Here is a 19,873-nt window from a genome sequence, read left to right on the forward strand (position 1 = left end):
ACAAATATTTAAGCAAATCAATCAATTGAGTTGAAATCCCAGTATTACTAAAGTAATATAGTGAATAGTGGAAAAATAGTAGAGATAAAGATAGTTATTAAGGGTGGTATTATGTTTCAACAACTTTCAAACAAAACGTTAATAGAGGCTTATGAAAATGCAAAATTTCTAAGACTCGATGAGGAATTTATTTCTTTACTGGAACTAGAATTAAATAATCGAGGATTATCTGTGAAGGTAGAAAACACAAATACAAAGAAAAAAAGAAATCAATCCATCGTAGCGCATCCAATGACGCCTGATCTAAACTCCTAAAAATCCCTTCATAAACACACGTTTATCAAGTGCGTAAGCATCCTACACTAGATGAATCTTCAGGACTCATCTATATCTTTTTCACCAAATGTTCTCAATTGAAAATATTAACAACTTATTATTCTTATATAAGAATAAAACTTCCAACGAATAGGAAATATAAAGTAGTAGACAATAAGGTTGGAGGTGTTAAAGATGAAGCACGGATTAGCCCTTTTAATTAAATTTGGTCTAGTTGCTATTGTCGTATTTTCTATATTTTCTGCCTTTCAGAATGTAAACGTATGGAATGGGCTTTTTATTAGCATTGTATTAGTTGCTGCAGCTTACTTGTTAGGTGATCTTTTAATTTTGAGGAGATTCGGTAATGTAACAGCAACCTTGGCAGATTTTGCGTTATCCTTTTTAGTCCTCTTTTTTTATGGCATTGTATTAGGTCTTCCTTATGGACATGCGGGAAATGCAGCAGCATTTAGTGCTATGTTTATTGCGTTAGGAGAAGTGCTGTTTCATTTTTTTATACAACACCGATTATTTCGAGAATCAGAATTTACGGATGAGGATCAACCTCATGTACGGCAATTAATAAATAAAGGATTACGAACCGAAACATCTGATGAAGTTTTTCCATATGATGTTCGACGGAAAAATGAAAAGAAAGAGAAAAAAGAATAGGGCTAGCCACCAAAGCTAGCCTATTCCTTCTATTTTGTGCTGGCAGCTTCTGCAGCTGCTGTTCGACGTTCTTGAAGTTCCGGTAATATTTTTTTAGATATCCCGATACTTACAACTCCGCAAAGTAGTATTAATAAGGACATGAGTTCCTTATTAAGATAAGCACCAAGTGTAACAAAGAAGGAAGCGAGCATCATAGAGCCGTTAAAGACCATTCCATAAACGGCCATATAGGAGCTTCGTTTTTCATCGGATGGAATACTTGCCATATAATCGGATTGGATTGGTACTCGCATAAGCTCACCAATAGTCGCAACGATCATAAATATAAATAGCAACCAAATATTATTGAAATAACTTATGGCAACATAACCAATCGTAAAAATGATAATGGAATTAAGATAAGCCTTCGATTCATTTAACTTTGATACCCATTTTGTAACAAATACAGTTAACAAAACGACTAGTAGTGTATTCTCCGTTTTTAAAAATCCAAGCATTTCTACTCCGCTCACATCTAAGGAAAATAACGATTGCGTAGGCATCTCCTCATTTAACCGCACACCGATGTAATTTTCCAGTTGATTTTCTAACGATTGAATTAAAAGATTCGCTAAAATGAAGTAGAGAAATAATTTATCAACGGCCACTTCCTTATAGCTCTTTAACATACTCCTCAATACCCCCTTTTGAATAGAAGTGTCGGGGGTTGTAAGTGTTTCTTTAATAAGAAATATAACAAGTATGTTGGAGATAATACTAAAGGCTGCTAATACAATAAGTAGCTCGAATAGATGATTTTTAAAGGAGAGTGCTCCAATTACACCACCAATGGCAAATGCTAAATTAAAACTCCAGTAAATAAGTGCGTAGACCCCTTTCCGTTCTTTTGGTTTCGATATGTCAATGATCATCGCATCAGCAGCAGGTCCATCCAGACCGAAAGAGGCGTTAATGAGCAAGGCCATAACAAAGGTTAATTCTGGTGAAAAGTATAGAGGTGAGTTGGCAAATGCCATCAAGAAAAAGGCCACCATACGAATGGTTCCGGCTATTACCATGAGCTTTTTCCTTCCAACTCGATCTGCATAATATCCCCCATATAGACCAACAATCATTCCAACTACGATATTTAAAATAAGTAAAAATCCAGTTAAGGAAGCACCAAAGTAGCTAGCAAAATAAATTGCCATAAATGGAAATATCGCACCAGCTAACATATCAGATAGAAATATTTGGGCAATCCGTATTTTAATGTTTCGATGGTATTCTCTAAATTTTGTCACATTTACACCTTCTTTCGTTGTCGACGCAGTATTATGTTAGATTCTACTCGAAAAAGAGCCGAAAAACTATAGTTCATTTTACAATCATAGGGAGAAATGGAAAACCGACTTAAGGCGGAGAGGATATCCGTCGCATTGGGGAAAATGAAAAGTTTATCCTACATCATTGCTGCGATAATAAAAACCATATAAAAAAGATCCATTGCGAAATGGATCTAAAAAAGTAAATGATTAGGTGATTATGTATACCTTTGAAAGGGTATATATGTTAGAATTTAGGAATGCGTTAATAGGTTATAGATGGATAATTAAGATACGCTTAGTAAGACCTAATCGCCTTATCGATCATTTTTTTATGTTAGACGCTACTCTATATGTTTTTTTACGATCAGATAAGGTCAAAACTAGTATGTCAATTATCCACCTTCATCTCTCTAGTAGAGAAGACAATTTCTTTTTATTCCTCACTTATTATTATAATGGTGCATATATGAAATAAAAAGGTAAGTATACGTACGCGAATTTTTATTGACAATGAAAAGGATTCATGATAATAATTTCTAGCTGGGAGAATTTATAATGACAAAAGATGAACAAAACATGTACATGACGGTATTAGAACGACGAGATGATGGCACTATGCAACCATATACTTTAAATTTATTGGAAGTAGATTTTATCGAATTGGAAAATCGACATCTGGTTTATTATATAGGTCAAAATAAGTATTATCAGATTACAAAGCTGCAGCAAATACAAGAAGTCTTAAACGAAACGAATGGATTTGTATCGTTAGATCGAATTAATTTAGTGAATATGAAAAACGTAAAAGACTATGATGAAAAGCTTGGGAAAATATATTTTGAAAAACAGCAAGATAAAGAACGTAACTTTACTACGATTGCAAAAATTAAACAACGTTTGTTTTCTCCATTAATTAAACGGGCAATTGCAAATAATACAGATGTACAAGTTACCAAGAAACTTTCCAAGGCGAAACAACAAGTGTTTTCTCAACTAGAAAAAGAATAAAGGGGACTTGAAGATTTGGTTTATTATTATATTTTGGAAATCTTTTTTGGAGCTATGGAGGCATTTGCTTCCCTGTTAATCACTATAGTGCTCTTCCGATTGCCATTTCGTTCCAATAAACTCTTAATTACAATTATGAGCTTCTTTATATCAAGTATTTCGCTTTTATTTTATAACTTTTTAGAAATAGGCTACTTTTTAGGTGAAAGTATATTGATTTTAGCATTATTTCTTTTTTACAGACTATTTATGGTTGCAAACGTAAGACAAGCGATGTTAGTTACTTTGGTTGGATATATTGCTGGTCCGGTATTGCTCATATCGGTAGTATTTGGAGCTTTAGACTTTTTTGGAGTACTTGATGGGGAACTTTCGAATTCAAAGAATAGTTTATTAGAATTAATTACTATACAATATGTATATGCGCTAATTACGACACAAATATCTATTTTTCTAAATCATTATCGTATAGGGTTTTCTTTAACCTATACGAAAGATAAAACAATTGGAAAAGGAAATCTACTATACGATAAGGCGTTTTCCATTATCATTTTAACTGTTGTCATTAGCCTATACTTTGGAAATGCGCTTTTTATAAATCCGAATTCTTTTACCGAAATTAGATATGTGGTCATTTTCATTCTAGTGACGGTGAGTTTCATTTTCGTATACCTTCGCAATCTTAAACAGCTGAAATCCGAATATGAAAAAATGAAGGATCACCTACGTATGTAAAGGATGTGTGTCATTGCATCCTTTTTTTCATGGTTTCTTTCCTTTGCAAATAAAATAAATTTAGATATAATAATACCAATTTTCAAAATAATTACAACTGGGGGAAGGGATGTCATGGAGGCAAAAACACTAAACAATATACCTACTTCAGCTAGTTCGGTGCAGCATGCATTTCGATCAGGATTTGTAAAGGGATTTCCAATTTTCTTAGGCTATTTACCAATTGCCATTGCATACGGGGTACTAGCCGTCCAAACCGGATTAAGTCTTGTTCAGCTCACCGCAATGAGTATTCTCGTTTTTGCAGGTGCGTCACAGTTTATGGGAGCTAGAATGATTGGTGCGGGAACAAGCGTGCTTGAGGTTGTGATTGCAACATTTATTCTTAATTTCCGCCATTTTGTTATGAGTTTGTCTTTTATGAATAAATCTCGAGCGCTTCCGATAAGTTGGAAAATACCGCTTTCATTAGGGCTAACAGATGAAACCTTCGCTGTCTCTTCCTTACACAGTAGTGAAGCGAATAAAAAATACGGAAAGGTCTTTTTTGCTACCATAACTCTACTAGCCTATTCAGCGTGGGTAGGTGGGTCTCTTCTTGGGGGATTATTGGGTGAGATTGTTCCGGAAAAATTGAGTCAGAGTATGAATATTGCATTATATGCAATGTTTATTGGCTTATTAGTACCTTCTGTTAAAAAAGAAGTGCGAGTTGGATTCATAGCAGTAATTAGCATGATAATAAACTTTATGCTTGTTAATCTAAAGGTAAGTGAAGGCTGGGCTATCGTAATTGCTACAGTTATTGGAGCCTTCTTTGGAATCTTTCTTCTAAAGGAGGATGAGGAAAAATGATATGGACTATCATTATAGGCATGTCGATTGTAACATTGCTCCCACGTCTAATCCCGGTTTTTATTGTAGACAAAGTCTCTTTTCCAAGCTGGGTAAATAAATGGTTGGATGCTGTACCGTATGCAGCATTAGGGGCATTAATTTTTCCTGGAATCATGTCTGTAATCCCGGATAAACCAATAATAGGTATATTGGGTGGCATGGTTGCAATTATTATTGCTTTCTTTGAGGTGAACGTGATAATTGCTGTTTTAGGCGCAATTACTACAGTCTATTTATTCACTTTATGACAAACACCTTTTTCCTATCCCTTACATAATTTATAGGGACACTTATGTAGGGAGGGGAAAGAGGAAGTGACACAGCAAAATTTTCCGGGCCAATTCGGCCAAAACTTAGGTGATTTCTTTGATATGTTTCAGCAACCAACTGGTCAACAATTTGGATCTGGTCGCCCACCGTTTGCACCACCAGGTCAAGGACAAGGAGGGCGTCCACCGTTTACTCCGCCAGGCCAAGGAGGAATTGGGGGGCCACCACCATTTAGCCCGCCAGGCCAAGGTGGAATTGGAGGACCACCACCGTTTGCACCACCTGGACAGGGAGGATTTGGCGGTGGAACACAAGGAGCTGGAGGACCGTCTGTTTTCGCGGTTGATCCAGGATCATTCCAAGGATGCCTGAGGCGTATTACTCGAGTGCGATTAACAAATGGAACATCATTCTGGTTCTATCCAGTCTTTATCGGTCGCCGATCTGTAGCGGGTTATCGTTGGTTTAGACGTGCACAACAATGGCGCTATACTGGATTTGATACAGAAAGCGTTGCATCTTTTACATGTTCTTAAAAGAGTAATAATAAAAAAACTGCTGCACCTCATGCAGCAGTTTTTTATCCATATGGTTCAATGTGGATATGGGTATGATGAACATCAAAATGTTCTTGTAAATACTTTTCAACGTCTTCCGTAATTTGGTGACTCTTCTCTACTGTTAAAGTAGGGTTAACCAAAATAGTTAATTCAATTAATACATGATTACCGTGCATCCTCGCCTTAATATCTTTAACAACTTCTACTCCGTGTACGTTTGCTACACTGCTTTTCATTCGTTTGATTTCCTGACTATCAAATCCATCCGTTAATGTATGTGTTGCGTCCCGGAATATGCCAATTGCTGTTCTACAAATTAAAACCCCAACAATGAAGCCAGCAACGAGATCAAGCCAGGTTAGTCCTAATAAGCTGCCAATAATTCCAATAAATGCCCCCATACTAACCAGTGTGTCAGAAAGATTATCCTGAGACTGCGCATAAATGGCGCTACTTTTCGTGCTTTTGGCCAATTTTAAGTTATAGCGATAAATGAAAAACATGACAACCGCACTAATGACTGCTGCATAGGCCGTTAATATACTAGGTGTGGAGGCTTCGTTTTCGATTAATTTGGATACTGTGTCTGTAATTACCTGAATCCCAACAGATATCATAATGAAGGCTGCAATCAAGGATGCAATGGATTCAGCCCGGAAATGACCGTAGTGATGATTTAAATCAGGTGGCTTTCTTGATATTCTGATTCCAATCAAAATGGCAATCGAGGCAATTACGTCTGTTGCATTATTTAAACCGTCTGCTCGTAACGCTTCTGAACCACCAATTGTACCAACGATTAGCTTAAAGACGGATAGGAGTAGATAAGCAATAATGCTAATCCAAGCCCCTTTCTCCCCACGCTTTAGATCATTATATTCTTGCATTTATATATCCTCCGTACTTACAATAAGTGCTTTAATAGAATATCAAAAGGTTTTACGTTGGGTCTAGAGAAAAAAAGATAACAAATTGCAGTTAATTTGAAGGGGTTAAATGTTTTTGACCTTAGCAAACTCTATCCAATTTTCACAAATCCTGATTCTTATTTTTGTATTAAAGTTTCGTAAAAATCCGTTTACAAATTGGATATTTTTCGTATTTGGGTTATTTGTCTAAAACGATATGTTCCTTCAACCATATAATTATAGAAAGTGGTTAAATATATAAAATATTCTGAATAATTATTGATTTTATATGTGATTTCTAGGATAATAGAAAAAAGGGAACAGGGGGTATGTTCCATGAAAAAACAAAAGACATCTTATTTTCTTGTGAAACCGAACCGTCGTTCTAAGAAGCCAATTACAGCAAAAATAGAAATTCCTTATGAAATAAAATTAGCTTCTAGATTATTTTTAGATGAAGTGTTTTACTGTGGAAATAAACTAAGATTAGAATCAGAGATTAATCAAGCAATTGATAATGGTAATCGAAATAAATTTGAAGAATTAAGTAAGAAATATGAACCATATACTTGGGAATAAATGCTGTTAAAAAGGATTGGTGCTAAGTACCAATCCTTTTTATTTTCGACAAGAAAAGGATTTTGTCTATTTTTGGAGAATACAGTTATATGGGTACATTGGAGGATGGAGGAATCGTAATGGAAAGTTTACTTGAACAAGACCAATTTAGTAAAAGACAAAATCGTATGATGCTTCAAATTTTAAGCTTAGCCATTTTACTTGGCTTAACTGCGGAATTTCTTGTAGGTGCGCCTCTTTTAAACAAATTATCATTAGGTGGTGTCGGGGCAAGTTTTGTACTAATCATTGGCGCTTTATATGCAAAGGATCGTTTTACATTTGCTATACCGTATATTGCATTAATCGGAATTGGAAGCGTTTCCTTTATTATTATGAATACATCTGATTATTTCACCAATATATTCTTTACCTTTTTCTTATTAGCAGTTGCAGCAATCTCTTTATCCATAAAGGTTTTAACAACAGGCGCAATAATAGGGATTGGATTAATTCTCTATTTTGTTTTAGAAAAAGGTCACATGTTTGGCTTTGATAGTAGAACGATTGTGATGACACTTGTATTTTTTACATTGGTCTATTCGGTTCTCTACATTCAAGTGGTTTTAGCAAAAAAGCTATTAAGTAATGTAAACACTTCCTTAGAACAATCAGAGGATCTGTTACATAATTTAGATAATCAAAATCGTACCATTCAACAAACAGCATCCAAAGTATATGCCTATATGAAACAAATCAATACAGATAGTCGATACCAATCGGATGCAATGCAGGAAATGAAACAATCCTTTTTAGAAATGGGCAGTGCAGCAGATTCACAAGTTAATTCTGTTTCGGATATTACAACCCTAACGAATCAATCAAATGAGCGCGTGAAGCATTTAATGCAATTGTTTGACCAGCTAGCACAAGAAGGAGAAAAAATCCAATCCTCAACAACAGCTGGAGAGAGTAATATTCAACAATTGACTGCCACAATGAAAGGTTTCGAACAATCCTTCCATAGCATGCAAAGCAAGATGAGTTTATTATTGGAGCATATAAAACAATCAACGAACTTTACGAATCAGATACAAGATATTGCAGAGCAAACGAACTTGTTAGCTTTAAATGCTAGTATTGAGGCTGCTCGCGCAGGGGAGTATGGAAGAGGTTTTGCTGTAGTTGCAGATGAAATTCGAAAATTATCCGAGCGTTCTAACAACACAGCGAAACAAATTGATTCCAATTTGAAAAATGTAGTAGATGGAGCTGTGGATACACAAAAAGAAGTAAAAGTTAATAGTGAAAAGTTATTCGAAAGCATTACCATTACAAGTGAAGTTTCCAATGCTTTACACGCTATTTCTGAAAATAATAGTCAGTTTATAAACCAACTCATTCTATTTAGAGAAGAAGCAGGTGAAATTCAAAAATCTTCGGAGGGTATAGATGTGGCTGTTAATGAACTGGCATCATTAATTGAAGAATCCACAGCAACAATGGATCAACTACAAGTAACGGTGGATACGAATTTAACACGGCAAAAGGCACTGTTTCATGCTGTTAAGGAAACACATGAAGCGATTTCACAGCTCGAAAAACAATCCGAATTCAGAGATAAAATCCAAAATTAACCTTTGATAGCTCATTTACACGCGTGATATAGTTAATTGTGGTTAAGTTAACTATAGAAGGGATAGTGTAATGGCTATGAAGAAAATAGGTATTATTACACTTATCATTATTACTTTTCTGTCCGCTTGTCAAAGCAATGAAACATCACCAAAAGAGTCAACTGATAATTCTACGATTGAAAAAGAGTTAAATAAAAAAGAATCAATTGATGATGTTCCTAATGATGAAGCAAAGGATCAAGCTTCAGATGAAACTAGTGAGCAGAAAGACAACATTAATGGTGAGCAAGAGAAGAAAGAAGATTATGTAAATGAGGATGGGATTGTTGTCATATCAGATCCCAACGACATACATTTGGTTGTAAATAAGCAAAGAAAACTACCAGATGGTTATGAGCCAGAAGATTTAGTAGTTCCTAATGTTCCGTTTTCTTTTGATGAATGGAATGAAAAAAAGCAAATGCGTGAAGTTGCAGCAAAAGCAATGGAAAAATTATTTGCAGAGTCTGCTAAACAAGGTATGGAATTAGTTGCAGTATCTGGTTATCGTTCCTTTGAACGTCAGAAAGCCATTTATAATTATAACGTAGAAACACAAGGTCTAGAGCATGCCCAAAAATACTCTGCGATGCCTGGGCATAGTGAGCATCAGACTGGTTTAACAATGGATGTCTCAGCAGCAACAGTTGCCTTTAGTTTAGAGGAAGACTTTCGTCAAACAAAAGAAGGGGAATGGCTAGAAAAGCATGCGCACGAGTATGGTTTTATTATCCGTTATCCAAAAGGTAAGGAAGAGATAACAGGATATAGCTATGAACCTTGGCACATTCGCTATGTCGGTAAAGATGTCGCAAAAGAAATTTACGAACAACAAATTACATTAGAGGAATTTTTTAATTTAGTACCATAATGGGAGGTGTTCTGCATTAAAACGCAGAACATCTCTTTATATTAAGTGAAATTGTCAGAAAACCATTAATTTTTCGTAAACATCTAATAATTTTTACATATTTCTGTTATGCTTAAGAAAAAAGCGTTAGCTAGGAAATGAGGGGTCTATTTGGATAAGAAAATAACGAGAAGCTGGTTAATGTATGACTGGGCAAATTCTGCTTTTGCAACTACCATCATGGCAGCTGTTCTACCTGTTTTTTATTCGCAATACTATGCAGCCGAATTGCCTGGACATGTTGCAACAAGCTATTGGGGCTACACTCAGTCAATTGGCGTTTTATTTGTGGCATTATTGGCACCCATTTTAGGGGCAATAAGTGATTATTCCTCAAATAAAAAGCAGTTTCTACGTTTTTTTGCTTATATGGGGATGATCGCAAGTATGTTGTTTGCTTTTGTCGGAGAAGGTTGGTATGTACTAGCTTCTATCTTAATGATTATTGGAACAATCGGATATTCTGGCGGAAATGTCTTTTATGATGCGTTCTTACCTGAGGTCGCAAAAGGTAAAGATATTGATAAGGTGTCATCTGCAGGTTTTGCTTTTGGTTATATTGGTGGGGGAATTTTATTAGCAATTAACTTACTTATGATTATGAAACCCCATTTTTTCGGATTTCCTAGTACTGTGGAAGCAACAAAGGTATCCATTGCCTCTGTTGGTGTCTGGTGGTTTGTGTTCTCTATCCCTCTATTTAAAAATTTAAAAGAAAAGAAAGTAGCGGTTCAAGAGCAGAAAGGGTCTTATGTTTCAATTGGCTTTAAACGTGTAGGAGAAACCTTTAAAACGATTCGTCAATATAAGCAATTATTAATTTTTTTATTTGCATTTTGGATGTACAATGATGGCATTTCTACCATTATTAAAATGGCCACAGCATACGGATCGGAAATAGGAATCGGAACAAACGACTTAATAGCAGCTTTGCTCATAACGCAATTTGTTGGTATTCCATTTACCTTTTTCTTTGGGTGGCTAGCTGGAAAAATAAAAGTAAAGCCCGCATTATTAATTACTCTCTGGATTTATGTAGGAATTGTTGTCTTAGGGTATTTCATGACCTCTGCCCTTCATTTTTATTTATTAGCTATATGTGTAGGCTTCGTACAAGGTGGAGCTCAAGCATTAAGTCGCTCAATTTACGGACGCTTAGTTCCGGAAAATAAAAAAGCAGAGTTCTTTGGCTTTTATGGTATTTCCTCTAAGTTCGCCGCCATTGTCGGACCATTTGTATTCTCAACTGTAGGCTTACTCACCGGATCGAGTCGCCTTGGAATTTTGGCATTAGTGGTATTCTTCTTAGTTGGTATTTTCTTATTGAAATTTGTAGATATAGAAAAAGGAGAAAGAGAAGCGCAAGCAGCAGATTTAGCAATCAAAGCTTAGCGAGGCTTCATTGTGAAATTTAATAGTAAAGGGAAGTAACTAGGCAAGAGGGTAGTGTTCTTGTCTGGTTATTTTTTTGTTTATTAAACTAAGCTGAGGTTTGAGCGTTGACATTGATTGAGGTTGTCTAGTGACCTGTAAACCGAAGAATGAGCAAAGATCGAGTATATAGAAGTTTCTATGAACCCGAAATCCCGAAGAAAGAGCAAAGATCGGTCCCATAGAAGTTTCTATGAACCCAAAACTTGGAGAAAGAGCAAAAACTGGTCATCTAGAACTGGTCTATGTAACCCAAAACTACTGAGTGAAAAAATACTGGTTACATAGCAATAGTCAATGAGCCCGAACCCCGGCCAAAAATATAAAAAAGGTCACCAAGCAATCGCTTAGTAACCAAAAAGTTAAAAAAAATAGCAAACCGTACAATACATCATACATAAACCTAAACAATAGGTTCGGCATAGCGGACTTCAAGGTTTTCGGATACGGGTTTGCCAGTATCATAGGAAATGTTATCAATTAATGTTTTCAAATGTTTTTCATTCGCTTCATTCGGATTTTTCCAATACGACAATACAGCCTGGATTACCTCAATGCCTTCTTTTTTAGCCTGTTCATATAGGGAAAGAAATGTGTCGTTTTGGGGTTCATTCGTTGCTGGGTGACGCCACGTTCTTTTTTCCTCATTTAAGTAATCCTTCTCATCTTTTAATGGTTGATGAGAAAAGGCTGATACGAGTGTGGCAAATAGAGTGTTTTTCCACTTATATGGATCAAATAAAATTCTTAATGCGCTTTTCATTTGGGAGTAAGAAGCTTGGATGTACTGTTCAGGAAGATTTGTTAATTTATTTCCATAATATTTTTCAATTGATTTTTCTAATAAGGAATTAATCTCTTCATCAAGCCTTGGACCAATGTTAATTTCTTTGTATACTGGAACTTTCCATGTATTCACATTACGGGTTTCCTTCATCATAATGGTATCAATGATAACTTCTAATCTTTGATGATTATTATTTTCATAACCAGCGTGATAATGGATGTATGGATGTGTATTTCGATCCAATATATGATGGGTAACAAAGCCTAAGATGTAAGCTTTGCTATTTGTAGAAAGCTTCATTCCGTCCTTAATTAGGTCCATTAAAAAAGGCCCGCATTGCTCTTTATGTAAATATTCACCCACTAGATTTACACGGGTATCTTTTTTCCAGGGTAAGAAATTATGATAAAAAAATGGATCCGGGCCTTGTGCACCTAAATTTAAATAGTTTTTCCATTCATTCGTAAATTGCGCTGAATTCTCCAAACCTTCTAATACTTCCTCACAGAATAATATATGTGTCCATATATTAGGCATTTTGAACCTCCTCAGGTATCCCGTTTTTTAAAGTCTTAAAATTAGCAATAATACAATATATATTCCATTATAAAGGAATTATAGGATTGCTGTTAAGTCAAGATAAATGAAAAAATTGTACTTAAATAGTAGGCAATTTTCACAACATTTGGTATTGTAAGAGTGTAAATGAAATGTATTAATCGGATTCATAATAATGAATCTGATGGCAAAATTATTTTTTTTGAAAAGGTTTTCTATCTTATACATCTATATAGAACAAGAGGAGGATTCTCGATGGATTATCGTATTGAAAAAGACACATTAGGTGAAGTGAAAGTCCCTGTGGATAAATATTGGGGAGCACAAACACAAAGAAGTAAGGAAAACTTCCCAATTGGTAATGAAAGAATGCCTCGTGAAATTGTACATGCCTTTGCTATTTTAAAGAAAAGCGCAGCTCTCGCAAATCAGGAGTTAGGCTTATTAGAAAGTGAAAAAGCAGAAGCTATTGCATATGCAGCCGATCAAATCGTCGCTGGAGAACTAGAAGAACATTTTCCATTAGTGGTTTGGCAAACAGGTAGTGGTACGCAGTCCAATATGAATGTGAATGAAGTAATGGCTTTCGTAGGTAACCAATACCTAGAAGAAAAAGGTAGTGACGTCCGCCTACACCCAAATGATGATGTTAATAAATCTCAAAGCTCCAACGATACATATCCAACGGCAATGCATATTGCTGCTGTATTAAAGCTTGAAGATGTTGTTTTACCGGCTGTTCGCAAGTTAAAAGCAACATTTGCAGATCAAGTACAAAAATATGCTGATATTGTAAAAATTGGCCGGACTCACCTCCAAGATGCAACACCTCTAACACTAGGACAGGAAATTAGTGGTTGGCATCGTATGCTTGAAAAGGACGAAGCGATGATAGAAGGAAGTCTATCGTATATTCGGGAACTAGCACTTGGAGGAACTGCTGTGGGAACAGGCTTAAATGCACATCCTGATTTTGCTGAAAAAGTTGCAGAAGTAATTAGCAAGTTAACGAATAAAGAATTTGTGACGGCTCCGAACAAATTCCATGCCTTAACAAGTCATGACGAGCTTGTTTATGCACATGGTGCGTTAAAAGCATTAGCTGCAGATATAATGAAGATAGCAAATGACGTTCGCTGGTTAGCAAGTGGTCCTCGTTGTGGAATTGGTGAATTAACAATCCCGGCAAATGAGCCAGGAAGTTCGATCATGCCAGGAAAAGTAAATCCAACTCAAAGTGAAGCTGTAACAATGGTGGCTGCTCAAGTAATGGGGAACGATGCAGCAATAGGATTTGCAGCAAGTCAAGGTAATTTTGAATTAAATGTATTCAAACCAGTTATTGCTTATAACTTTTTGCAATCAAGTCAATTACTTGCAGACAGCATTGTTTCCTTTAATGATCGCTGTGCTGTTGGAATTGAACCAAATGAAGATAAAATTGAGGAATACGTAAATGATTCCTTAATGCTTGTAACGGCATTAAACCCTCATATCGGTTACGAAAATGCCGCTAAAATTGCGAAAAATGCTTTTGCAAAGAATAGTACGCTAAAAGAGTCTGCAGTAGAATTAGGCATCTTAACTGCTGAGCAGTTTGATGAGCTCATCGATCCGAAAGCAATGACAAAGCCAAATGCAAAATAAACATTTTACAACCCTGGATAATAATCCAGGGTTTTATTTTTATGATTTAACGAATCACTAAGGGAGGTTTCAGCTACGTGATTTTGGATGATAAGCATTAATCTCCTTTAAGTCTTTATCATAGAAAAGGGAATAAACTCCTAATTTGTGGTAATACATATACTATAAAATGTAAATACATATCCTTCTTTGATATTTATTTACAGAAATGGTTTTGAATTTCACCATAATAAAAAATTACCAATAAATTTTGCTCATATGTTTTACACTTCCTGCTCACAATAATTAACACAGGAGGAGGTGATAAACATGGCAAACAACAACAGCAACAACAGTAACCAATTGCTAGTGCCTGGAGCTGAGGCAGCAATCCAACAAATGAAAACGGAGATTGCTTCTGAGTTTGGCGTAAACCTTGGTCCTGACACAACTTCTCGTGCTAACGGATCTGTTGGTGGTGAAATTACGAAACGTCTAGTTTCTTTCGCTCAACAACAAATGGGTGGTACAGCAGGTCAATAATAATTAAACAAACGAATAATGATGGATATAGAGGAGGGGCTCCTTAGCTCCCTCCTCTCTACATAGATTATAAAAGGGGGCTAACACAATGTATGTATGCCCTGTATGTAATGGCTTAGAAACGAGAGAACAAACCTGTCAAGTTTGTAGTCATCAGATGTATGACCGTGGTCGAGTAGTCGATTATTTCGATGATTATAGTCCTTATTGGGAAGATGAAGATGCGAAGCTAGTGGACGGTGTTTTGGAATCAAAGGAAAATCATATTTGTTTGCATGTTTATCACTGTCTTGCCTGTGATAGTGAGGCAAGAATCTCCATTCAAGAACAGAGACGGTAAAAATAAGGCATTCGCATGAGCGAATGCCTTATTTCGTACTATTCTTTTTTGTCTTCTTCTAATCTGGCTTGGGTAGTAGTAGGAAATGGGTCATCGTTTTTTGGAAGTATTCGAGCTTCTTCAATTTGCGCTTTATGATATTCCTGTCCTACATTTCCCCCTGCCATCCCTTCATTTATCATTCGATCTACATCGTTATCATATTGGATACGACTGTCCTTGTCTTTGTTTTTTTCTTTATATGGGTCAGCCATACATATCCCTCCATTAATTTAGTAATAATACGTATGTTTTACGGAATTGCAAAGCTTTATCCATCAAAGAGGTTGGGAACTTTTTCTTAAAGATAAAATTTAATTTTGGAGGCTAACACCTTGCTTGTATGAAAGAAGCACATCTCTCCATCTCCATCAGGCATAAGTTTTCCTTATTAGCAATTTATATTATACTGTTCGTTAGGCAAACTTATGGAAATGAGGTATTACAATGGAAACCATACTCATACTAGTATTTATGATAATTGTTGGAGCAGCTATTGGGGGAATAACCAATTCTATCGCAATCAAAATGTTGTTTCGTCCCTATCATGCCAAATACATTGGTCGATTTAAAATTCCGTTTACTCCTGGTCTTATTCCGAAAAGACAGAAGGAGCTCGCAAAACAAATGGGGGATATGGTGATTCAGCATTTGTTAACGCCAGAGGGAATAAAACGAAAAATTAATAATGATCGATTTTTTCAACAAGCCCTACTATGGATAGATGCAGAAATAAAGAGCCTACTTAAGAAGGACATTTCCATAGAGGAGTGCATTCAAAAATTTCATATTCCGATAACGGTTACGACATTAGAAGCTTCAACTAAGCAGGTAATCCAATCAAAGCTAGAGGCTTGGTTGAATGAGAACGGACATCAAAAAATCAAAGAAATTTTGCCACAGGAACTTATTGGAAAGACAAAAGAATATATTCCGTATGTTAGCAGTTATATACTTCAACATTTAGACTCCTACCTTCAATCGGAAGAAGGAAAAGAAAAAATAGGTCTCGTAGCAGATAATTATTTAGGTAGTCGGGGATTTTTCGGAAGCATGATTTCATCGTTTTTAGGTGGAGATGGATTAGCGGACAAAATCCAACCAGCAATAAGTCAATTTTTACATTCCGATGATGCAAAAATAATGATTCATCGTTTATTAGAGCAACAGTTCCAAAATGTGTTAGAGAAAGAAATAGAGGAATTCCATGAATTTATCTATCGTCATAACATACCTGAGCAACTATCCGATATGGTGGTTTCTTTTATTTCCATAGAGGAACTCCTACAAATTAAGCTAAGTGATTTATATACAAGGATGGAGTCTACTATTACTACAAGGATTTTGCCAGAGCTAATGAAATGGGTTCAGCAATATGTCGTTGAAAAAATAGGACCATTAATGGAAAGAATGAAATTACAAGAGATTGTGAAGGAAGAAGTAGAGCAATTCGATGTGGGTCGTTTGGAACAGATGGTTTTAGGTATTACGAAACGCGAGTTGAAAATGATTACCTATTTAGGTGCTTTACTAGGAGGAGTAATAGGTTTCGTGCAAGGTCTCATCGTTCAGCTCTTGACATAATTCCCTATACATTTTTTCTCATCTCTGTTAAGGTTAACAAGAATATATGTAGGAGGTTTTTTTGTGGCAAATTTATATGATTTAGCATATGACCTAGAAAAAGGTTTACGTGAGAGCGATGAATTTAAAGGATTAAAGGAAGCTTATGATGCTGTAATGCAGGATGAAGTTGCAAAGAAAATGTTTGACAATTTCCGTGAAATCCAAATTACTCTTCAAACGAAACAAATGCAAGGTGAAGATATTACCGAAGAAGAAGTAGATCAAGCACGTAAAACTGTAGAACTTGTTCAACAGCACGAAGGTATTACGAAGCTAATGGAACAAGAACAGCATTTGAACAATGTGATTACGGACATTAGTAAAATTATTACGAAACCACTTGAAGAGTTATATAGCGAAGAGAATGAATAATGGTCATTTAGAAAGCCCCAATTTTAGGGGCTTTTGTTTTAGTATTAAGATTGGATACATGCTTTAAAAAACAATACCTACTCCCTACTTTTTATCAAAGCATGTCTTAGAAATCTAACGATGGAACAATACTAAATGTCCCTCTGGTGCTACGCAACGATGTGTATATTCTGAATACCCTTTTTCAGAAAGAAGCTTTGTGCCAATCTCTTTTGCTTCTTTATCATCTTTGGCTTCGAAGGTTTCATCCACAAGATTGGTACCGTCTTTTTCAAATACAGTCATTGTATAGGTCTTCATCGTTTGCTATTACCTCCTTAAATGTTGTCATTATTAAACATTCGAATCATATTAAAATATTCCTTCTTTATTTTATTTATTTTTATGATTTATTTTACTACTATATAATTGAAACCATTTCCATACTATTTCGTATATATTACGACACACTTATACATAAAGAGGGGAGATTGCAGAGAAATGTCACTTACACTAAACAATGTTACAAAGAAATTTGGCAGCCATACTGCAGTTCGTCAGCTATCCCTTGAGATTCCGGAAAGTGAGATTTTTGGTTTTCTCGGGGCGAATGGTGCTGGAAAAACAACTACATTTCGAATGATTTTAGGCTTGCTCCAACAAACCGATGGCTCTATCGATTGGAATGGGGAATCCATCAATTATCATAAGAGCCATTTAATTGGCTATTTACCGGAGGAACGTGGACTGTATCCAAAATTAAAAATTGTTGATCAGCTTGTTTATTTAGCTCGTTTACGAGGTATGAACAAAAGTGATGCGCTTCAACAACTTGATTATTGGCTGGATCGGTTTAAAGTACCTGAGTATAAGGGGAAAAAGGTTGAGGAATTATCAAAAGGGAATCAACAAAAAATCCAATTTATATCTGCTGTTTTACATAATCCAAAGCTACTCATTTTAGATGAGCCTTTTTCCGGGCTAGATCCTGTAAACGTTGAAATGCTAAAAGAGGCAGTAGTCGATTTAAAGGACCAAGGAACATCGATTGTATTCTCTTCCCATCGAATGGAGCATGTAGAAGAGCTATGTGAACATTTGTGTATTATGCACCATGGTAGTCCGGTTGTACATGGGAGCTTACGTCAAATCAAACGAGACTTTGGGAAGAAAAATGTCGTGATTCGTTCCGATTTTGACCTATCCTTTATTCAAGATATATCAGGGGTAACACGATTCAAGAAAGTTTCAGAAGGCTGTGATGTTCAAATTGAAAGCGAACATGTTGCACAGAAAATATTTGATGCCCTACATCAAAAAGGGTTTGTTCGAAAGTTTGATTTGGAAGAGCCTTCTTTGAATGACATCTTTATCGAGAAAGTAGGTGCTTCCTATAATGAATAAATTTGGCATTATTCTACGTCATACATATGGCACACATATTCGTAGTAAATCCTTTATTATTTCAACTATTATTACCCTTTTAATTGTTGTGGGATTAACGAACTTCCAAAACATTATGAACATGTTTGGGGATGGGGAAGATTCAGGAGACCGAGTAGCGGTGATTTCAGATTCTGAACCGATCTTTAATCAACTACAGCAAAGCTTAAACGCAGTGAATGAAGATGCAGATATCGTACAATTTAATGGAACAAGTGAGGAAGCACAAGCCGCAGTAAAAGAGGAAGAATTTGATTATTTCGTCCATGTTCAATTAAACGAGAACAATAACCTTGCTGCTACGTATTATGCGATGGAAATCTCCAATAGTGGATTTGTAGATACATTACAACAGAGCTTAGGTCAAATAAAAACGGGATTAATTGCAGCAGAGGCAAATCTAGACCAAGAAACCATTCAACAATTTTATGCCCCAGTTCCTATAGAAAAAGTAGCATTAGAGGAAAGTGCAAAAACAGAAGAGGAATTAAGCTCTGCTCGTGGCCTTGTATACTTTATGCTATTTTTAATCTATTTTGCAGTGATGATGTATGGGAACATGATTGCGACAGAGGTTGCAAATGAAAAGTCATCGAGGGTGATGGAAATAATCGTATCTAGTGTCTCACCTATAGTGCAAATGTTTGGTAAGATAACAGGTATTGCATTATTAGGATTAACACAGTTTGCAGTCATAATAGGTGTTTCCTACGTGTCTATAACAGCGAATCAGGATTCGATGGTAGGTGGCATGTTTGAGTACTTTGGATTAAGTAATATTTCCATTTCGACATTGTTTTACGGTTTACTATTCTTTATTTTAGGCTACTTGCTATACGCAATGTTAGCAGCAATGCTCGGTTCACTTGTAAGCCGAACAGAAGAGGTTCAGCAAGCTGTAACTCCAATGATCTTTATGGTTGTAATTGCGTTTTTAATTGCAATGTATGGGTTAAATGATCCGACTTCTAGTGTTGTTACCATTACATCCTATATCCCATTTTTCACACCTATCATTATGTTTATGAGGGTAGGTATGATTGATGTCCCAATTTGGGAAGTTGCCCTCTCTATTGGCTTATTAGTAATCACTATTTTAATAATGGCGCAATTGGCAGCTCGCGTATATAGAGGTGGCGTATTAATGTACGGACGCTCTTCTTCCTGGAAGGATATTAAAAAAGCACTTCAATTAACGAAAAAGGAATAAGAACTTGTTTGTAAACCCGCATGTTTTTTAGGTTTTAACCTTGATCTCATGTGGGTTTATATCATTCCTTCCTGTATAGCACTTTTTAACACTCCAT

The 19,873-nt window shown here is 35.8% G+C and carries 23 protein-coding genes; 18 read left to right on the forward strand and 5 right to left on the reverse strand.

All coding sequences use genetic code 11. The annotated features are described in order from the left end of the window. The first annotated feature begins 111 nt into the window (after positions 1 to 111). Positions 112 to 315: a sporulation histidine kinase inhibitor Sda gene (locus C1A05_RS09175; RefSeq protein WP_102027927.1), complete on the forward strand. Its 204-nt coding sequence runs from the start codon at positions 112 to 114 to the stop codon at positions 313 to 315. A 195-nt stretch (positions 316 to 510) separates the two neighbouring features. Next, positions 511 to 990, forward strand: a complete 480-nt coding sequence (locus C1A05_RS09180) for a DUF2512 family protein (protein WP_102027928.1) — start codon at positions 511 to 513, stop codon at positions 988 to 990. A gap of 29 nt (positions 991 to 1,019) precedes the next feature. Here C1A05_RS09180 and C1A05_RS09185 read toward each other — a convergent pair whose 3' ends face one another. Continuing rightward, entirely contained in the window at positions 1,020 to 2,276 is a 1,257-nt protein-coding gene (locus C1A05_RS09185; RefSeq protein WP_102027929.1) for an MDR family MFS transporter, read from the reverse strand. Positions 2,277 to 2,855: 579 nt separating this feature from the next. Between C1A05_RS09185 and C1A05_RS09190 the strand changes: the two genes are divergently transcribed. The 5 genes from C1A05_RS09190 to C1A05_RS09210 all read left to right on the forward strand — a co-directional run bounded on the left by C1A05_RS09190 (position 2,856) and on the right by C1A05_RS09210 (position 5,746). After that, a complete protein-coding gene (locus tag C1A05_RS09190; protein WP_102027930.1) occupies positions 2,856 to 3,308 on the forward strand; it encodes a LytTR family transcriptional regulator DNA-binding domain-containing protein in 453 nt (150 codons plus the stop codon). 15 nt (positions 3,309 to 3,323) lie between these two features. Continuing rightward, positions 3,324 to 4,043, forward strand: a complete 720-nt coding sequence (locus C1A05_RS09195) for a hypothetical protein (protein ID WP_102027931.1) — start codon at positions 3,324 to 3,326, stop codon at positions 4,041 to 4,043. Positions 4,044 to 4,157: 114 nt separating this feature from the next. Then, positions 4,158 to 4,898: an AzlC family ABC transporter permease gene (locus C1A05_RS09200; RefSeq protein ID WP_102027932.1), complete on the forward strand. Its 741-nt coding sequence runs from the start codon at positions 4,158 to 4,160 to the stop codon at positions 4,896 to 4,898. Beyond that, positions 4,895 to 5,188, forward strand: a complete 294-nt coding sequence (locus tag C1A05_RS09205; RefSeq protein WP_102027933.1) for an AzlD domain-containing protein — start codon at positions 4,895 to 4,897, stop codon at positions 5,186 to 5,188. The genes C1A05_RS09200 and C1A05_RS09205 overlap by 4 nt, the downstream gene beginning before the upstream one ends. Positions 5,189 to 5,254: 66 nt before the next feature. Next, positions 5,255 to 5,746, forward strand: a complete 492-nt coding sequence (locus C1A05_RS09210; protein WP_373419467.1) for a hypothetical protein — start codon at positions 5,255 to 5,257, stop codon at positions 5,744 to 5,746. A gap of 44 nt (positions 5,747 to 5,790) precedes the next feature. Here the strand turns inward: C1A05_RS09210 and C1A05_RS09215 are convergent, their stop codons facing one another. Next, positions 5,791 to 6,657, reverse strand: coding sequence for a cation diffusion facilitator family transporter (locus C1A05_RS09215; protein ID WP_102027934.1), 867 nt, complete (start codon positions 6,655 to 6,657; stop codon positions 5,791 to 5,793). 357 nt (positions 6,658 to 7,014) lie between these two features. On the opposite strand from C1A05_RS09215, the gene C1A05_RS09220 reads away from it, so the two are divergent. The 4 genes from C1A05_RS09220 (at position 7,015) to C1A05_RS09235 (ending at position 11,214) form a co-directional block, all read left to right on the forward strand. Next, complete coding sequence (locus C1A05_RS09220; RefSeq protein WP_102027935.1) at positions 7,015 to 7,257, forward strand: IDEAL domain-containing protein; 243 nt, start codon at positions 7,015 to 7,017, stop codon at positions 7,255 to 7,257. A gap of 977 nt (positions 7,258 to 8,234) precedes the next feature. Beyond that, positions 8,235 to 8,873, forward strand: a complete 639-nt coding sequence (locus C1A05_RS18565; RefSeq protein WP_441346757.1) for a methyl-accepting chemotaxis protein — start codon at positions 8,235 to 8,237, stop codon at positions 8,871 to 8,873. 70 nt (positions 8,874 to 8,943) lie between these two features. Then, entirely contained in the window at positions 8,944 to 9,783 is an 840-nt protein-coding gene (locus C1A05_RS09230; protein ID WP_234998458.1) for a M15 family metallopeptidase, read from the forward strand. Between the two features lie 150 nt (positions 9,784 to 9,933). Continuing rightward, positions 9,934 to 11,214, forward strand: coding sequence for an MFS transporter (locus C1A05_RS09235; RefSeq protein ID WP_373419468.1), 1,281 nt, complete (start codon positions 9,934 to 9,936; stop codon positions 11,212 to 11,214). Between the two features lie 442 nt (positions 11,215 to 11,656). Here C1A05_RS09235 and C1A05_RS09240 read toward each other — a convergent pair whose 3' ends face one another. Continuing rightward, positions 11,657 to 12,577, reverse strand: a complete 921-nt coding sequence (locus C1A05_RS09240; protein ID WP_102027937.1) for a zinc dependent phospholipase C family protein — start codon at positions 12,575 to 12,577, stop codon at positions 11,657 to 11,659. 276 nt (positions 12,578 to 12,853) lie between these two features. Here C1A05_RS09240 and fumC point away from each other — a divergent pair, with 276 nt between their 5' ends. The 3 genes from fumC (at position 12,854) to C1A05_RS09255 (ending at position 15,107) form a co-directional block, all read left to right on the forward strand. Beyond that, entirely contained in the window at positions 12,854 to 14,245 is a 1,392-nt protein-coding gene (gene fumC, locus C1A05_RS09245; RefSeq protein WP_102027938.1) for a class II fumarate hydratase, read from the forward strand. A gap of 309 nt (positions 14,246 to 14,554) precedes the next feature. After that, positions 14,555 to 14,767: an alpha/beta-type small acid-soluble spore protein gene (locus C1A05_RS09250; protein WP_102027939.1), complete on the forward strand. Its 213-nt coding sequence runs from the start codon at positions 14,555 to 14,557 to the stop codon at positions 14,765 to 14,767. Positions 14,768 to 14,855: 88 nt separating this feature from the next. Further along, entirely contained in the window at positions 14,856 to 15,107 is a 252-nt protein-coding gene (locus C1A05_RS09255; protein WP_102027940.1) for a hypothetical protein, read from the forward strand. A 38-nt stretch (positions 15,108 to 15,145) separates the two neighbouring features. Here the strand turns inward: C1A05_RS09255 and C1A05_RS09260 are convergent, their stop codons facing one another. Next, a complete protein-coding gene (locus C1A05_RS09260) occupies positions 15,146 to 15,361 on the reverse strand; it encodes a hypothetical protein (RefSeq protein WP_102027941.1) in 216 nt (71 codons plus the stop codon). 232 nt (positions 15,362 to 15,593) lie between these two features. On the opposite strand from C1A05_RS09260, the gene C1A05_RS09265 reads away from it, so the two are divergent. Next, positions 15,594 to 16,730 (forward strand): DUF445 domain-containing protein, encoded by a 1,137-nt coding sequence (locus C1A05_RS09265; protein WP_102027942.1) that lies wholly within the window; start codon positions 15,594 to 15,596, stop codon positions 16,728 to 16,730. Between the two features lie 63 nt (positions 16,731 to 16,793). Beyond that, positions 16,794 to 17,144, forward strand: coding sequence for a YlbF family regulator (locus C1A05_RS09270; RefSeq protein ID WP_102027943.1), 351 nt, complete (start codon positions 16,794 to 16,796; stop codon positions 17,142 to 17,144). Between the two features lie 114 nt (positions 17,145 to 17,258). On the opposite strand, the gene C1A05_RS09275 is transcribed toward C1A05_RS09270, so the two are convergent. After that, the gene (locus tag C1A05_RS09275; protein ID WP_102027944.1) at positions 17,259 to 17,444 is read right to left on the reverse strand and encodes a YhzD family protein; all 186 of its coding nucleotides are present in this window, start codon (positions 17,442 to 17,444) and stop codon (positions 17,259 to 17,261) included. Between the two features lie 180 nt (positions 17,445 to 17,624). On the opposite strand from C1A05_RS09275, the gene C1A05_RS09280 reads away from it, so the two are divergent. After that, the gene (locus tag C1A05_RS09280) at positions 17,625 to 18,527 is read left to right on the forward strand and encodes an ABC transporter ATP-binding protein (protein ID WP_102027945.1); all 903 of its coding nucleotides are present in this window, start codon (positions 17,625 to 17,627) and stop codon (positions 18,525 to 18,527) included. After that, positions 18,520 to 19,776 carry an ABC transporter permease gene (locus C1A05_RS09285; RefSeq protein WP_102027946.1) on the forward strand — a complete coding sequence of 419 codons (1,257 nt, stop codon included), beginning with the start codon at positions 18,520 to 18,522 and terminating at the stop codon, positions 19,774 to 19,776. Before C1A05_RS09280 ends, C1A05_RS09285 begins: the two co-directional genes overlap by 8 nt. Positions 19,777 to 19,873 lie beyond the last annotated feature (97 nt).

It is taken from the genome of Salirhabdus sp. Marseille-P4669 (assembly GCF_900240405.1).
Lineage (GTDB): Bacteria > Bacillota > Bacilli > Bacillales > Alkalibacillaceae > OEQK01.

What these genes read in the sequence shown, in the direction of transcription:
- C1A05_RS09175 (WP_102027927.1), top strand. Translation starts at nt 112, where the DNA reads ATGTTTCAACAACTTTCAAACAAAACGTTAATAGAGGCTTATGAAAAT.
- C1A05_RS09180 (WP_102027928.1), top strand. Translation starts at nt 511, where the DNA reads ATGAAGCACGGATTAGCCCTTTTAATTAAATTTGGTCTAGTTGCTATT.
- C1A05_RS09190 (WP_102027930.1), top strand. Translation starts at nt 2,856, where the DNA reads ATGACAAAAGATGAACAAAACATGTACATGACGGTATTAGAACGACGA.
- C1A05_RS09200 (WP_102027932.1), top strand. Translation starts at nt 4,158, where the DNA reads ATGGAGGCAAAAACACTAAACAATATACCTACTTCAGCTAGTTCGGTG.
- C1A05_RS09205 (WP_102027933.1), top strand. Translation starts at nt 4,895, where the DNA reads ATGATATGGACTATCATTATAGGCATGTCGATTGTAACATTGCTCCCA.
- C1A05_RS09215 (WP_102027934.1), bottom strand. Translation starts at nt 6,657, where the DNA reads ATGCAAGAATATAATGATCTAAAGCGTGGGGAGAAAGGGGCTTGGATT.
- C1A05_RS09220 (WP_102027935.1), top strand. Translation starts at nt 7,015, where the DNA reads ATGAAAAAACAAAAGACATCTTATTTTCTTGTGAAACCGAACCGTCGT.
- C1A05_RS18565 (WP_441346757.1), top strand. Translation starts at nt 8,235, where the DNA reads ATGAAAGGTTTCGAACAATCCTTCCATAGCATGCAAAGCAAGATGAGT.
- C1A05_RS09230 (WP_234998458.1), top strand. Translation starts at nt 8,944, where the DNA reads ATGGCTATGAAGAAAATAGGTATTATTACACTTATCATTATTACTTTT.
- C1A05_RS09240 (WP_102027937.1), bottom strand. Translation starts at nt 12,577, where the DNA reads ATGCCTAATATATGGACACATATATTATTCTGTGAGGAAGTATTAGAA.
- fumC (WP_102027938.1), top strand. Translation starts at nt 12,854, where the DNA reads ATGGATTATCGTATTGAAAAAGACACATTAGGTGAAGTGAAAGTCCCT.
- C1A05_RS09250 (WP_102027939.1), top strand. Translation starts at nt 14,555, where the DNA reads ATGGCAAACAACAACAGCAACAACAGTAACCAATTGCTAGTGCCTGGA.
- C1A05_RS09255 (WP_102027940.1), top strand. Translation starts at nt 14,856, where the DNA reads ATGTATGTATGCCCTGTATGTAATGGCTTAGAAACGAGAGAACAAACC.
- C1A05_RS09260 (WP_102027941.1), bottom strand. Translation starts at nt 15,361, where the DNA reads ATGGCTGACCCATATAAAGAAAAAAACAAAGACAAGGACAGTCGTATC.
- C1A05_RS09265 (WP_102027942.1), top strand. Translation starts at nt 15,594, where the DNA reads ATGGAAACCATACTCATACTAGTATTTATGATAATTGTTGGAGCAGCT.
- C1A05_RS09275 (WP_102027944.1), bottom strand. Translation starts at nt 17,444, where the DNA reads ATGAAGACCTATACAATGACTGTATTTGAAAAAGACGGTACCAATCTT.
- C1A05_RS09280 (WP_102027945.1), top strand. Translation starts at nt 17,625, where the DNA reads ATGTCACTTACACTAAACAATGTTACAAAGAAATTTGGCAGCCATACT.
- C1A05_RS09285 (WP_102027946.1), top strand. Translation starts at nt 18,520, where the DNA reads ATGAATAAATTTGGCATTATTCTACGTCATACATATGGCACACATATT.